Origin of the sequence: Blautia pseudococcoides (assembly GCF_001689125.2) — a bacterium.
GTDB lineage: Bacteria > Bacillota > Clostridia > Lachnospirales > Lachnospiraceae > Blautia > Blautia pseudococcoides.
This window is the reverse complement of record NZ_CP015405.2, coordinates 2,048,460-2,063,577: the sequence shown is the minus strand read 5'-3', so window position 1 is coordinate 2,063,577 and position 15,118 is coordinate 2,048,460. Positions and strand designations below refer to the sequence as shown.

Annotated in this window: 13 protein-coding genes, 1 pseudogene and 1 riboswitch; of the genes and pseudogenes, 11 read left to right on the top strand and 3 right to left on the bottom strand. The window is 44.2% G+C overall.

What is annotated here, in order from left to right:
* Positions 1-11: 11 nt before the first annotated feature.
* From A4V09_RS09885 to A4V09_RS26450, 6 genes and pseudogenes are all read left to right on the top strand, one after another.
* A complete protein-coding gene (locus A4V09_RS09885; RefSeq protein ID WP_065542190.1) occupies positions 12-1,964 on the top strand; it encodes a fructose-bisphosphatase class III in 1,953 nt (650 codons plus the stop codon).
* A 15-nt stretch (positions 1,965-1,979) separates the two neighbouring features.
* Entirely contained in the window at positions 1,980-2,828 is an 849-nt protein-coding gene (locus A4V09_RS09880; protein WP_065542189.1) for an alpha/beta hydrolase, read from the top strand.
* 241 nt (positions 2,829-3,069) lie between these two features.
* Positions 3,070-3,810: a 30S ribosomal protein S2 gene (gene rpsB, locus A4V09_RS09875; RefSeq protein ID WP_065542188.1), complete on the top strand. Its 741-nt coding sequence runs from the start codon at positions 3,070-3,072 to the stop codon at positions 3,808-3,810.
* 24 nt (positions 3,811-3,834) lie between these two features.
* Positions 3,835-4,773, top strand: a complete 939-nt coding sequence (tsf, locus tag A4V09_RS09870) for a translation elongation factor Ts (protein ID WP_065542187.1) — start codon at positions 3,835-3,837, stop codon at positions 4,771-4,773.
* 701 nt (positions 4,774-5,474) lie between these two features.
* The gene (locus A4V09_RS09860) at positions 5,475-5,885 is read left to right on the top strand and encodes a hypothetical protein (protein WP_330396550.1); all 411 of its coding nucleotides are present in this window, start codon (positions 5,475-5,477) and stop codon (positions 5,883-5,885) included.
* A gap of 167 nt (positions 5,886-6,052) precedes the next feature.
* Positions 6,053-6,676 (top strand): annotated as a pseudogene (locus A4V09_RS26450) (thioester domain-containing protein); the annotation flags it as partial.
* A 616-nt stretch (positions 6,677-7,292) separates the two neighbouring features.
* On the opposite strand, the gene A4V09_RS25340 reads toward A4V09_RS26450, so the two are convergent.
* Positions 7,293-8,036 carry a hypothetical protein gene (locus A4V09_RS25340; RefSeq protein WP_157123491.1) on the bottom strand — a complete coding sequence of 248 codons (744 nt, stop codon included), beginning with the start codon at positions 8,034-8,036 and terminating at the stop codon, positions 7,293-7,295.
* A gap of 34 nt (positions 8,037-8,070) precedes the next feature.
* Between A4V09_RS25340 and A4V09_RS25335 the strand changes: the two genes are divergently transcribed.
* On the top strand, positions 8,071-8,355 hold the full coding sequence (locus A4V09_RS25335; RefSeq protein WP_157123490.1) for a hypothetical protein: 285 nt from the start codon (positions 8,071-8,073) through the stop codon (positions 8,353-8,355).
* A gap of 391 nt (positions 8,356-8,746) precedes the next feature.
* Here A4V09_RS25335 and A4V09_RS09850 read toward each other — a convergent pair whose 3' ends face one another.
* The gene (locus A4V09_RS09850; protein WP_065542183.1) at positions 8,747-9,109 is read right to left on the bottom strand and encodes a winged helix-turn-helix transcriptional regulator; all 363 of its coding nucleotides are present in this window, start codon (positions 9,107-9,109) and stop codon (positions 8,747-8,749) included.
* Between the two features lie 181 nt (positions 9,110-9,290).
* Here A4V09_RS09850 and A4V09_RS09845 point away from each other — a divergent pair, with 181 nt between their 5' ends.
* The gene (locus A4V09_RS09845) at positions 9,291-10,190 is read left to right on the top strand and encodes a radical SAM protein (RefSeq protein ID WP_065542182.1); all 900 of its coding nucleotides are present in this window, start codon (positions 9,291-9,293) and stop codon (positions 10,188-10,190) included.
* A 736-nt stretch (positions 10,191-10,926) separates the two neighbouring features.
* On the opposite strand, the gene A4V09_RS09835 is transcribed toward A4V09_RS09845, so the two are convergent.
* On the bottom strand, positions 10,927-11,856 hold the full coding sequence (locus tag A4V09_RS09835; RefSeq protein WP_065542179.1) for an alpha/beta fold hydrolase: 930 nt from the start codon (positions 11,854-11,856) through the stop codon (positions 10,927-10,929).
* Positions 11,857-12,448: 592 nt separating this feature from the next.
* Positions 12,449-12,586: riboswitch (FMN riboswitch) on the top strand.
* A gap of 67 nt (positions 12,587-12,653) precedes the next feature.
* On the opposite strand from A4V09_RS09835, the gene A4V09_RS09830 reads away from it, so the two are divergent.
* The 3 genes from A4V09_RS09830 (at position 12,654) to A4V09_RS09820 (ending at position 14,864) form a co-directional block, all read left to right on the top strand.
* The gene (locus A4V09_RS09830; RefSeq protein ID WP_065542178.1) at positions 12,654-13,316 is read left to right on the top strand and encodes an ECF transporter S component; all 663 of its coding nucleotides are present in this window, start codon (positions 12,654-12,656) and stop codon (positions 13,314-13,316) included.
* A 15-nt stretch (positions 13,317-13,331) separates the two neighbouring features.
* Positions 13,332-13,817 (top strand): pyridoxamine 5'-phosphate oxidase family protein, encoded by a 486-nt coding sequence (locus tag A4V09_RS09825; protein WP_065542177.1) that lies wholly within the window; start codon positions 13,332-13,334, stop codon positions 13,815-13,817.
* 189 nt (positions 13,818-14,006) lie between these two features.
* Positions 14,007-14,864: a tyrosine-type recombinase/integrase gene (locus tag A4V09_RS09820; protein WP_065542176.1), complete on the top strand. Its 858-nt coding sequence runs from the start codon at positions 14,007-14,009 to the stop codon at positions 14,862-14,864.
* The last annotated feature ends 254 nt before the right edge of the window (positions 14,865-15,118 follow it).

The following is a 15,118-nucleotide window of genomic DNA, read 5'->3' as shown; positions in this document are numbered from 1 at the left end:
GGGGAGAACAAATGGAAAAATTGGAGCATAAGTATCTGGAACGCCTTTCCGAATTATATCCGACCATCGCCAAGGCGTCCACAGAAATCATTAACCTGCAGTCGATTCTCAACCTGCCCAAGGGAACCGAGCATTTCCTGACGGATATCCACGGGGAATATGAGGCTTTTTCCCATGTTCTGAAAAATGGTTCCGGTTCTGTGAGACGGAAAATCAATGAGGTATTCGGCCATACGCTCAATGAGCAGGACAAGCGTTTTCTTGCCACACTGATTTATTATCCAAAAGAGAAAATGGAGCTGACGAAAAAGACAGAGGATAATATGGAGGACTGGTATAAAATCACCCTATACCGTCTGATTGAGGTGTGCAAACGTGTTGCGTCCAAATACACCCGTTCCAAAGTCCGCAAAGCCCTGCCGCCTGATTTTGCCTATGTCATTGAGGAACTTATCACAGAGAAACCGGAGCTTAATGATAAGGAAGCCTACTATGAGCAGATTATTGAAACGATCATAGCCATTGGCAGGGCAGAGGTATTTATCATAGCCCTTTCAGAGCTGATTCAGCGTCTGGTTGTGGACCATCTGCATATTCTGGGGGATATTTACGACAGAGGGCCGGGACCGCACCATATTATGGACAAACTGGAGGAGTATCACTCCCTGGATATCCAGTGGGGCAATCACGATATTGTCTGGATGGGAGCTGCGGCGGGACAGCGTTCCTGTATCGCCAATGTTATCCGTATCTGCGCCCGCTATGCTAATCTGGATCTTCTGGAAGATGGTTATGGCATCAATCTGCTTCCTCTGGCTACCTTTGCCCTGACGTATTATCAGGAGGACCCGTGCGAATGTTTTAAAATAAAAGGGGGCAATACCCTCAACCCTGCAGAGACTGTGCTGAATATGAAGATGCACAAAGCTATTTCCATTATCCAGTTCAAGCTGGAAGGCCAGCTTCTCATCCGGAGAAAAGAGTTTCATATGGCAGACAGAGCGCTGCTGGATGATATCAATTATGAGGAGGGCTCTATACGTTTATACGGAAAAGAATACAATCTCCTTGACCATGCGTTCCCTACTGTGGACCCGGAGAATCCCTATGAGCTGTCAAAGGAGGAGGAGGAGGTCATGGAACGCCTTGTCTCCGCCTTTGCCAACTGTGAGAAGCTCCAGCGGCATATGCAGCTTCTGCTTAAAAAGGGAAGTCTGTATAAGGTATACAATAACAACCTGCTTTATCACGGCTGTGTTCCCCTTAATGAGGACGGCAGCTTTAAGGAAGTGGAGGTATATGGCAGGACCTATAAAGGGAGAGAGCTCTATGACGTGCTGGAAGCGTATGTAAGGAAAGCTTTCTTTGCCCTGGATCAGGATGAAAAGCAACGGGGAAGGGATATTTTGTGGTTTATCTGGAGCAGCCCGGCGTCTCCTTTGTTCGGAAAAGATAAGATGGCTACTTTTGAGCGCTATTTTCTGGCGGAGAAAGAAACCCATGTGGAGAATAAGAACCCATACTACAGACTGCTGGAAGACGATAGTGTGGTAAATAATATTTTTCGGGAATTCGGAATCGAGGGAGACTGCTGCCATATTATAAACGGCCATGTCCCGGTACATCATACCTCAGGGGAAAGCCCCATCAAGTGCGGCGGCAAAGTGCTGGTCATTGATGGTGGGTTTTCAAAGGCATACCAAAAGGAGACGGGAATTGCCGGATATACCTTGATCTATAATTCCTGGGGAATGATCCTGGCGGCCCACGAACCATTTACTTCGGCAGAAGATGCCATTACAAGAGAGAGTGATATTCTCTCTGACAGTATTTTAGTAAAACGAACCTCTCTCAGAAAAACAGTGGGAGATACGGATAATGGGCACCACCTCCAGGAGAGTATTGATGAGCTGAAGCAACTGCTGAAGGCTTACCGAAACGGTCAGATCATTGAAAAGGAATAAGAGGAGAGCAAGAGTATGATACATGAAAAGATTCCCATTCAAATGTCAGGGTCTTCAAAAGAGACACATTTGACAACTTATATTTTAGATACTTATGAGGAGCTGCCAAAGGATTTGTTACGCCCTTTGATTTTGATCTGTCCAGGCGGCGCGTATCGTTTTACTGCTGACAGGGAAGCGGAGATGATCGCCCTGCAGTTTAACAGTATGGGATATCACGCAGCCGTTCTGCGTTACTCCTGTGCGCCCGTTGTTTTTCCTACAGCATTGTCAGAGGTGGCCCGCTCTGTGCAGGTGATACAGGAAAAGGCCGATATGTGGCATGTGGATACTGATAATATCTTTGTTATGGGATTTTCAGCGGGAGGACATCTGGCAGCCAGTTTTGGTGTTTTCTGGAACAGAGATTTTCTGTCAGAGGCTGTGGGATGCAGCAAAGAGAGTTTAAAGGTGAAAGGACTGATCCTCAGTTATCCGGTTATCACATCCCGGGAGGATTACGGACATCTGGAAAGCATCCATAACCTGCTGGGCAGTGATTATGAGGAGAAGAAAGAGGAAATGGCACTGGAGACTCAGGCAGGTGTCCATGTGCCGCCTGCCTTTATCTGGCATACCTTTGAGGATCAGAGTGTGCCTTTTCAGAATTCCCTGTTATTTGTAGAAGCTATGGGAAAAGCAGGTGTCCCGGTTGAATTTCACCTCTACCCAAAAGGCAGTCACGGACTTTCCTTAGCCAACGAGACACTGATGCGTGTAGACGGCACCGGAGTGCAGAAAGAGTGTCAGAGCTGGATGCCGCTTCTGCATACCTGGCTTCAAAACGTTACTGCACAACCTGCTTCGGGGGACCGCAGTGTGTGAATAGTACCTTAAGAATGTCCGTTACAGAAAAGAATTTGGACAAAAGTGGTATAAACCTTGTAAAAACAGGAAAAAATCTTAAAAACAGCTTGCAACCTATGTGTCAGCTATGCTATAATACCAACGTTGCAAAATAACCACGTCTATGAATACCAAAGGACGGTGCCTGCGGACAAGCATCCGACAGTGTCCCTGCGGAGAGGAAATAGACGGAAGAAAACAACCAAAAAGGAGAAAAAACATGAGCGTTATTTCAATGAAACAATTACTGGAAGCAGGTGTTCATTTCGGACATCAGACCAGAAGATGGAACCCTAAAATGGCTCCCTACATCTACACAGAGAGAAATGGTATCTACATCATCGACCTGCAGAAATCTGTAGGAATGGTTGACGATGCTTACAAAGCAGTTGCAGACATGGCAGCTGACGGCGGTACAATCCTGTTCGTAGGAACTAAGAAACAGGCTCAGGACGCTATCAAAGTAGAAGCAGAGCGATGCGGAATGTTCTATGTAAACGAGAGATGGTTAGGCGGAATGCTGACAAACTTCAAGACCATCCAGAGCAGAATCGCAAGACTGAAAGAAATCGAAGCTATGGAAGCTGACGGTACTTTCGACGTACTGCCGAAAAAAGAAGTTATCGAGCTGAAAAAAGAGCAGGCCAAATTAGAGAAGAACCTGGGCGGTATCAAAGAAATGAAGAAACTCCCGGATGCCATCTTCATCGTAGACCCGAAAAAAGAAAGAATCTGCGTTCAGGAAGCACATACATTAGGTATTCCGTTAATCGGTATCTGTGATACAAACTGTGACCCGGAAGAACTGGACTTTGTAATCCCGGGCAATGACGATGCGATCAGAGCCGTAAAATTAATTGTTTCCAAAATGGCAGATGCCGTGATCGAAGCTAACCAGGGTGCTGCCGAAGACAGCGAAATCTTTGAGGAAGCAGCTGAAGAGGAAACAACAGAGGAATAATAAGAATTCAGGAGGAATATCACGATGGCTATTACAGCAGGAATGGTAAAAGAATTAAGAGAAATGACCGGCGCCGGCATGATGGACTGCAAGAAAGCTCTTACAGCTACAGAAGGCGATATGGATAAAGCAGTTGAATTCCTGAGAGAAAAGGGACTTGCAACTGCACAGAAAAAAGCAAGCCGTGTTGCAGCAGAAGGTCTGTGCAAAACTCTGGTATCTGCTGACGAGAAGAACGCAGTTGCTGTAGAGGTTAATGCAGAGACAGATTTCGTTGCAAAGAACGAAAAATTCCAGGAATATGTTGCTCAGGTTGCTGAGCAGGCTATGGAGACAGAAGCTGCGGATATCGAAGCTTTCTTAGCAGAGCCATGGAAATTCGATACAACAAAGACTGTTCAGGAAGCACTGGCAGGCCAGATTTCTGTTATTGGCGAGAACATGAACATCAGAAGATTCACTAAAGTGAATGAGCCCAATGGTTTCGTATCTTCTTATACACACATGGGCGGAAAAATCGGTGTTCTGGTTGACGTTGAGACAGATGTTGTCAATGATGCAGTAAAAGAGATGGCTAAAAACATCGCTATGCAGATTGCAGCCCTGAATCCAAAATACACAAACAGAAGCGAAGTAAGTGAGGAATTCATTGCACACGAAAAAGAGATCCTGCTTGCTCAGATTAAAAATGACCCGAAAGAATCTTCCAAACCGGAAAAAGTTATCGAGGGTATGGTAAATGGCCGTATCAACAAAGAAATGAAAGAGATCTGCCTCTTAGACCAGGTATATGTAAAGGCAGAAGACGGCAAACAGGCTGTTGCAAAATACGTTGAAGAAGTTGCAAAAGCAAACAACGCAAAAATAGCAATCAAAGGCTTCGTTCGTTTCGAGACTGGTGAGGGTATTGAAAAGAAGGAAGAGAATTTTGCTGAAGAAGTTGCTAAACAGATGGGAAACTAAGCAAAGTTTTCGAAATGATTTAAATTTCAATAATTAGAGGTTCCAAAAGCCTTATAAACACTATATTCTCTAGTGATTATAAGGTTTCTGGGGCCTTTTTCTATTTCTCAAATGATTCCCAGCGGAGACATTGTCACAAGTTATTAATATTGTATTTATCAGAAGCGTTGACAAGTGGTAGCGGGCGATGACATACTGGTTGAGGAGCCGCACAGTGCTGTTATAAACTTCAAATTTTTCCAATACCATATACCCCATACGGATAGAGGGGGAAAGAGCCTTTGAGAATTTGATTGTCATGATAGGAGTTTACCTGGTGAAGGCGCAGTATTCCAATCAATCACACAAAGCAATCTGAAGAGGAAACAGCAGTTATTTCTGATGCGGGGAACCTGCTTAATCCTCATTTTTGCTGAAATACTATTTTGGTAAAATGTAATTTTGTTGTCGAGATCACTTAAATAATCAGCCCATTTATGCTGCTGAAAAAGGACATATTCCCTGTACTTTTGAAGCATAGATAATCGTTCGGGCATCGTGGGTTGTTCGGGCGTTCGCTTTGTTCAATCAGGATAATATTGAGAGGAAATTAAAAAAATGATTGTTTTAATAAAGGCGCATCTCATACCGGTAAGACAGCACTTGCACAAAAATTACTGGAAAAGTATATGTACCCGTACCTTTCTGTGGACCACCTAAAGATGGGACTTATCCGCAGCGGAAATACAAATCTTACGCCTATGAGCGATGACAGTGCATTAACAGATTATCTATGGCCAATTGTATGTGAAATCATTAAAACAGCTGTTGAGAATGAGCAGCATCTTATTGTAGAAGGGTGTTATATTCCTTTTGACTGGTCTAAAGACTTTGCAGCGGAGTATTTGACTAAAATTAAATTTTATTGCTTGGTCATGAGTGAAAAGTATATTAACAATCATTTTCATGAGATTATTAAATATGCAGATATTATCGAAAACCGTATAGAAGATGAAGGACTTACCAGAGAAACGGTACTTGGGGATAATGCGGAAATCTTGGAACAATGCCGCAGCCATAAAGTGGAATATATTCTTATTGACAATGAGTATCAAGTGGATCTTGAACTGTAATTGTTTCGGTAGTAGTAGAGTAATTGTTGACAAAATTACCGATGAAAATAGATAACACCAATCCATATAGCATCTTGTCTATGTACATAACTTTCGCCTTTTTTTATGTAATATCTAAAAGTGAATTTTAAAGTAAGACACCATAAAAGCTGTTTGGACCTCCAGATATGAGACAAACAAGCAAATCTTATATACTGGCATATATTAATTGTGTAATTATCTTCTTATTACAATCAAAAAGTAAGGAGGGATATTTCATGATTGATATAGAAGCATTAAGGGCGCTACGCCCTTTTATTATCTATTCTGATAAAGATATCAGCGGTACCGCTGGTGGTAATCCAGAGGTGGAGAGTTATTGTGCGTTGGACTATACTTCCGCTTCACGATACCGCCTGAAAAGAGAGGATCACAACCAAATATTCCAGTTCTTTGGAAATATTTTGGGTAGTACTAATAAACCGGTTTATTGTCTGGATAAATTCGCCGATGGGCCTTATAATGATGTGCCTTATGAAAGTCGGCCATTTGAAACATTGTTTCCGGCTGCTACAGAACGGCAGAAAGAGATGCTTGGCTGGATTTTGGCAAATACCTATCCTGCCATAAGTGCTGATGCCACATTTGAGCTGGCAGGGGTAGATGCCGCGGCCAGCCCGGTTCTTGACAAGAATGATGCCTATGCGGCAGTCCAGATTGCACTTTGGGTACTGCTTGGACAGATAGATCTTGATGAAGTGTATTTTTTGGACTGCACAAGTGGGGAAACGCATCCGAAATCTGAAAGAATGCGTACTGCGGTTCTGGAACTTCTAAGGCTTGCAGGAGAATATGTGGATTCTGAACCTGAACGACCGGTTTTATTACCTTTTTCCAAACCTGGATGCGGCGGTGCAGGTTCTGTGATAAACTGCTGCAATAGAAGCACATTATCTGTAGAACGGGGAGCGCCCTACTTTGTATTTCAGGGATGTCCCGATGAAGTACGGACTGTATGCGGAAGACTTCTTATAGGTCCATTTCGCGTTTTGTCCAGTTTTTCAGGTCAGCCTAAGGTTACAGTTACACCATTCTGTAGCTGTGGAGAAGACTATTCTATGGCCTTTATGGATTTCTGCGGTAATCCCATTCCAAATCCTGTTATTGGACAGGAATTCTATCTTGCACTCCGCACATGCAGAAAATTTGTTTGTTTTACTGTGACGGCATCATTTTCAGGAACCATAACGCGTGTGGTCACAATGGAGGCACAAAGTACAGCACTAAATTATCAGCCCATAGGTACCTCCTTTGATGATGTTCAGGTTAATTTGCAGGCTGAAGTTTGTGTATGTGTGGAATACCCAGTCCCGGAATGCTATACTTCGCAGGAAGAGCGGGGATTACAGGGACAGTTGGGAATTAATATTAATAACAATAACAACAATAATAATTTATCGAATATTTACAGTGGGGGAACAAATGGATATCCACTGCCATTTTCATGTATGATACCATGTTATCCGGGCTGGGGTCCTGGATTATATCCACCATATCCGCCGTGCCCATCAAAACCGTATCCACCATACCCACCATACCCGTCGTATCCACCGAACCCATACCCACCATACCCGCCGTGTCCACGGCCGTGTCCACCGAAGCCATGCCCGCCAGAGCCACCGTGTCCACCGGAACCACCATACCCACCGAACCCATACCCACCATACCCGCCGAACCCGTACCCACCGAAGCCATGCCCGCCAGAGCCACCGTGTCCACCGGAACCACCATACCCACCGAACCCATACCCACCATACCCGCCGAACCCGTACCCACCGAAGCCATGCCCGCCAGAGCCACCGTGTCCACCGGAACCACCGTACCCACCGAACCCATACCCACCATACCTGACGTGTCCACCGAAGCCATACCCGCCAGAGCCGCCGTGTCCGCCGAAACCGTGTCCACCAGACCCATACCCACCGAAGCCATGCCCGCCAGAGCCGCCATGTCCGCCGGAACCGTGTCCACCAGACCCATACCCACCGAAGCCATGCCCGCCAGAGCCGCCATGTCCACCGGAACCACCGTGCCCACCGAAGCCGTGCCCGCCAGAGCCACCGTGTCCACCGGAACCACCGTGTCCACCAAAGCCGTGCCCACCAGAGCCACCGTGTCCACCGAAGCCATGCCCGCCAGAGCCGCCATGTCCACCGGAACCACCGTGCCCACCGAAGCCGTGCCCTTCAGAGCCGCCGTGTCCACCGGAACCACCGTGTCCACCAAAGCCGTGCCCACCAGAGCCACCGTGTCCACCGAGGCCGTGTCCGCCATGCTCATTATGTCCATCGAAGCCATGCCTCCCATGCCCACCGAAGCTGTGTTCCACATGTCCTCCAAAACAGTCATGCCAGCCGGAACATTTTGGAAAACAGGAACACTACTGCCAGCCGTGCTCACCGAAAAATACACCTATGTGATAGAGGAATAGTGGAACAGCAGAAAATCACGTCCTGTAGTGCAGCATGAAATTTGTGATAGTAAAAACAGAACGGGGATATAATTTTGAAAAACAGAACAATTAAAAAGTGATTTTTACAATACCGTTCTGCCCCGTCAGAAATATATCCTGGCATAAACGTGATGGAGAAATTTAAATGAACCCCAGGGGATATCCCAAATAGTATTCAGTTAGGCCACCCCACATCACTATAATGGTGATGTGGGGGTTTTTAATAAAAGTAATGAATTACAAATCGAAAGGAGTACAGAAAAGAAGCTGCCGCAAAACTGTGATAGCATCTTCAAAACCTCTTAACGGAATGCAGTTGGAAATATCCTTCTGGATTTTAACAAACTGTAAAATAAGATAAATTATAATTCTATTTATAAGGATTTTTATATTCAGGACATAGAAACCGTTCGCTCCATGCCATCATGGTCTGGAGTACAGGGATAAAACTTTCACCGAGTGCTGTCAATGCATACTCCACTTTTGGAGGGATTTCCTTATAGACTTCCCGGTGCAGAAAACCATCCTCTTCAAGTTCCCGGAGCTGTTTTGTGAGAGTGGACTGGGTGATGCCGTCAAGCCGGCGGCGCAGTTCACCAAAACGCTGTACTTTATAGAAGTATATATACCATAGAATCAGTATTTTCCATTTCCCTCCAATAACAGATTGCAGCTTACCCATAGGAATGCAACGTGCAATGTTTTCTTCACTGCTGAATTTATTTTCAGACATCTGATCACCTCTTTTCTGAGAGTATATCCCAAATATCAGAGGAAATCAAGTAAGACTCTTTTTCATACATAGTATTAAAAAATGTACTATATGCAAAAAAAGCCCGTACTTGTTTTTCTTCAGCGGTTTCAGTAAGTTAATAAAGAAAGATGCATCAAAATACAGAGAGGAGTCATTTATTATGCATTATACAGGAACCATCTGGAGGCCGCCTTATGAGGCGTCTTCCCTTTTACTTGAAGTTACGGCAGGATGTACTCATCACAGGTGTAAGTTCTGTACACTATATGAAGAGCTTCCCTTCAAATTCCGCATGTCCCCTTTGGCAGATATAGAAGAGGATTTAATGGAATTGAAAGAACAGTCAGAGTTATGGCCGGATCATCATGGGAGACGGGTCTTTTTGACTGGAGCCAATCCATTTGTTTTGAAATATGGCAGGCTGATGGAGATTGCTTCCCTGATTCACAGGTATCATCCCGCCATCGAAACGATAGGCTGTTTTGCCAGAGTTACAGATGTTACTGCAAAAACAGATAAAGAACTATCAAATCTTCGGCAGGCAGGTTATGACGGGATTACCATTGGAATTGAAACCGGAGACGATGAGGCGCTTATTTTTATGGATAAAGGTTATTTAGCTTCTGATATTATTCAGCAGTGCAGCCGTCTGGATAAGGCAGGCATATCTTACAACTTCTTTTATCTTACCAGTATATCAGGAGCCGGGCGGGGGGAAATTGGGGCAAAGGCGACTGCAGAGGTGTGCAATCAACTTCATCCGGTACGGATTGGAGCTAATATGCTTACCGTTTATCCCGAGTCCGGACTTTATCAGGAGATTCAGAAGGGTAATTGGAAAGAGGAGGGAGAGCTGGAAAGATACATGGAACTGCGGACGCTTGTAAAAAATCTCAAAATACCGGTCTATTTTGGTGCATTGGGGGCATCTAATGCATTTCAGTTACAGGGTATTTTGCCACGGGATAAAGAGAAACTGCTTTATACATTGGATCAGATAATAGAGACGGTAAGTGAAGAAGAACTGCAGAGATACCGCAGAAATCTGCCGCATCTGTAAAGGGGGAAGAAAAGCATGCATTTTAACGGAAGAATATGGCGGCCGCCTTATGAGGCTGACTCCTGCTTTATTGAACTGACAGCAGGGTGAACTTATGGTAAATGCAGTTTTTGCAGCTTGTATCAGGATGAACCGTTCCATCTGGCGAAGATGGATATATTTGAACAAGATCTGGAGGAATTAAAGTTATATCAGCCGAATGCCAGAAGGTTTTTTTTCACGGGGGCAGATCCATTTGCATTAAGCTATGAAACGCTGAGACCTTATATACTTACGGTTCGTGATTATTTGATAAAATGCCAGAGTATAGCTATGTTTGCAAGTGTTCGGGATATTAGAAATAAGGAAGTCTGGCAGCTGAAAAAACTTTGGTCAATGGGAGTCAAATCAGAATAAGGAAAAGACAAGGTATTTTTTGGGCATTCATGGGGGACGTTTCTGGGTGGGATTTATTCGGGAGAACACCCGGAAAAGGTATCCGCTTATCGGTCCATAAGTCAAATGCTGGATTAAAAAAATCAGAGCAGGTATCAGCGGAGGAAGCTATACGTTTGGCAGACAGGAAAGTTGCAGGGGATTGTTTTGCCAACATGCAGCTCTTCTCTCAGAATACGGCCTGCTGTTCCTGCAGCAAGCCAGATAAAGTAAAAGAGAATCCACACAGAGTCCGCGGATTCTCTTTTTCAGTTACAGTGAAAATTATGTCAAATCTCACATCTGAATAGGAAAAGTCCGGTCAAATGCTGATGATTCCATCCATAAATGCAATTATGCCGGCCTCGACTTCGTCCTTGATTTCACTGTAATTATGTATCTCGTGGCGGTAGCCGGAGTAGACTTTGGTGATCACATCATGCCCGGTTTCACACAGCCAGTTTGAGACTTCATAGATGCCCTTTCCGTATTCCCCCACAGGGTCCTGATCACCGCCTATATTGTAAAATGGCAGGGATACGGGAACCTTTTCAGCCCACTGCACGCCTTCAATTGCCATCATCATCTGAGTGAAATCATATAAAGAACGATTGCTGGTAGGTCTGGTAAAAGAGTCGAAAGGATCTTCCGCATGGTCACGCTGTACATATGGGTCGGAACAGATCCATTCATTTCCGATGGTAACATCATCACAGCGCTCACACATCCATCCCATCAGGGAACCTGTGAATTCCGGATCAAAATCATTTCCCAGCCCGTGGTCGATTGCTTTCTTTAAGAGCGCAGCAGCTTTGTCTGCTCCCCGAAAGATTCCTGTGGTGCCGCAGATTGTAACACCTGCCAGGTCGTTTCCATAATTCGCCGCAAAATCTCTGGCAATGAAAGAACCCATACTGTGACCGAAGATAAAATAGGGAAGGCCCGGATATTTTTCGCAGACCAGTTCTCTGAGGGTGTGTTCATCTTCCATCATAGTGTGGAATCCTGTATCCCCCCAATCTCCCCATACACCGCTGACCATGGCTGTTTTTCCGTGCCCCACATGGTCATCAGCAGCTACAATGTAACCTGCATCCATGAATTTGACGATCATATGCAGATATCGTCTGGAATGCTCGCCGAAACCATGGATAATCTGTACGATCCCTTTCGGTCTTGCGGCGGGTACATAAATCCACCCCTGTACCTGGTCGCGTTTGTTGTAAGATGAAAAACTTACTTCATGCAGCATAAATAACACCTCCGTTTTTGAAAAAATAGGACTCCATTGGGGGGCGATTCCCCCGTTTCCATGAATCTATAAGTTAATATTATAATTAAGTCAGACAATTTGCAAGGGAAAATAATTTGGACATCCAATGACACTTCCACTTATCTATTTGTTCTAATTAATGATATACTGGATAAGACAAAGATTGAGTGAAGGAAAATAGGACGGTACCAGGCTGCTTTTATACCACGGTGTGATTCCTGGATCAGATGTTTTAGTGGAAGGGGGACTGTTATGAGAGAAAAATTATGCGGTTACGGAGATTGCCGCAGGTACATTGTCAAAGGAGGAGTATGAGCAGCGGAGGGATTTGGCGCGGGTGGCTGGCTTTGAAGAAAGGTTTACAGTGGTTAGTCTCTTTCTGGCTTATCTGAACCGGTCTTTTAGAACATATACGCATATTGACGGAAATTCACACCCTGGCTCATGAATCCCTACACAGATGGGGGTTAAACTTTTATTTTGCATTTTCTGTTTACACATGGGAAAGTCTGGTATATAATCAATTGTAACAGATGATGTTACCTGCATTTCTGATTTCAAAAAAGAATATTGAAGTCTTTGTGGCAGGGTGTAAGTCCCTACCGATGGTATAGTCCATGACCCGCTTTGGCGGCTGAGCCGGTGACTCCTTTTGTATGATAGGGGAATTCCGGCACCGACGGTATAGTCCGGATGAGAAAAGACATTTTCTGTGAAACTACGCCCGGAGCATATATATTGTTCCGGGCTCATTTTTTTGAAGGAGGATACAAACTATGAACCAGACACAAGAAACAACCAATGCAGCTTTTGACAATGGAGTGAGGGCTCAGGCCGGTACGAAAATGCGGGCAAAGAAAATAGCCTTTGTAGGCCTGATGGGGGCAGTTAGTGCTGTTCTTATGCTTTTCAGGTTTCCGCTGCCTTTCATGCCGCCTTTTATGTCCTTTGACTTATCCGGTCTGATGGAGATGCTGGGAGGGTTTATGTTCGGTCCCGGTGCTGCACTTATGATCATTGTGGTCAAAATACTGCTGCAGCTTGTCATGCAGGGCAGCTTCTCTCTGGGAACGGGAGAGATACAGAATTTTATTTTGAGCTGCTGTTATGTTATGCCTGCACTGCTGATCTACCACAGACACAAGACGAAGAAGACGGCATTGGCAGGTATGGGGGTCAGCACGGTACTGGTTGGCATTGTGGCTGTTTTTACGAACCTGTATCTGATCATTCCCTTTTATATGCGGTTGTTTGGTATGACTATGGATGAAATCATTTCACTGTGCAGCGCAGTAAACCCAGCTATGAAAAATGCCTTTTCCATGGCAGTTTTAGGAATCCTGCCGTTTAATCTGATCAAATACGGAGTGACGTCAGTCCTGACATTTCTGCTATATAAAAGGCTGAGCAAAGTAATTAAAAGTATTGTAGAAAAATAAAGGGGGAAATCAAAAATGAAATTTTCACTGGACAAATCCATCAGTTATGAGGACGCTGTGGGGCGTATGTTTGAGATGCTGGGGAACAGCAAGATCATGGCACTGGCATCCAGTCTCAATGACTATGTAATGGTCAGAAATGTGAGCTGTCTCTTTTATGATGACAAGATTTATTTTAAAACGGACAAAAATTTCAGAAAAACAAAACAGCTTTTGGAAAATCCCAAAGTAGCCATGTGCTGGAGCGGCGTTCAGGTAGAAGGAACCGCCCACAATAAAGGACTTGTTGCGGAGGAGCCGGGACACCGGTTTGAGGAGGGATACAAAAAGTATCTGTGGGAGAGCTATAACAAATACAGCCATGAGGATACAGAAATCCTTATTGAGGTTTCACCAAAATATGTGGAAATCTGGGATACCAGTGAGGATGGGTATGCATATCAGCTTTTTATTGATTTTGACAAAAAATCTGTGGAAGTGATACCTTACGATAAAAAATGATAGAAAGCCCGCTCCGCCAACGCCCTATTGTCATGAAAAAAGATGTGGGTATCGCAAAGCCTAAAACTTTGTGATACCCACAATTTTGGCATCTTGGATATGGCTTACTAAATTCCTCCATGGTGATTGCGTTATTTCCTTTAAAAGCTATAATAATGGAATAATACTATATCTACAGGAGGTCTGCCTATGCAGAAAGAAAATACGTTTACCATGAAGACAGAACTGATCGAGGAATTTTCTTATCATTTATACAGCCAGGAAAAGACAGGGTCAACCATCAGAAAATATTCCACGGACTTAAAGACCTTTTTAAAATATCTGGGGCCTGACAGACAAGTCAGCAGAATACGTCTTCTGGAGTACAAAGAATGGTTGAGGCAGAAGTATGCAGTAAGCAGTACCAATTCCATGCTGGCTGCAGTCAACTGCTTTTTAGATTACATGTGTTTTCCGGAGTTAAAAGTAAAGAGCTATAAAGTGCAGAAACGGATGTTTCTGGATTCAGAAAAAGAAATGACAAAGAAAGAATACCGGAGACTGGTAGAGACGGCAAGAAAGAAGGAGAAGAACCAGCTTGCCCTCATACTGGAGGCCATCTGTGCCACGGGTGTCAGGGTCAGTGAACTGAAATATCTGACCGTAAAAAATCTTCAATACGGCCGTCTGGAAGTCTGTAATAAGGGAAAAACACGAATTGTCCTGATACCAGAGAGTCTGCGGAAAAAATTATTGTGCTATGCGGGAAAACAGGGGATCAAAACAGGTCCTGTCTTTGTCACCAGAAACGGAAAACCAAAGGACAGAAGTAACATATGGACAGAAATGAAAGTATTGGCAGAGCAGGCAGGGATTAAACCGAAAAAAGTTTTTCCGCACAATCTGCGTCATCTCTTTGCCCGCTCTTTTTATAAGGCAACAAATAATCTTGCCGCACTGGCAGACGTTCTGGGACACAGCAGTCTTGAAGTGACACGGATTTACACAGCAGATACGCTGAAGAAATTTCAGGGAATGATAGAACAACTGGATTTGATCGTACCATAAATAGAAGGACATTATTACAACATAATAAGAATTATGTAGTTGTTATAGGGGTCCATGCATCTGGTTTATAGAAATTTTAATACATATGGTAAAAAATGTCAACAATATATACTGGGTTTGTCTCCTTTGGGCAGCGAAGTATGGAAATTGTCTGTTATTATCAATTCTTATGCATATCAAAAAGAAGCCTGCGGACAGATAAATGCAGGCTCGAAAGAAAAGACAGCATATTCCGCTGTGCCTCTCATAAGATT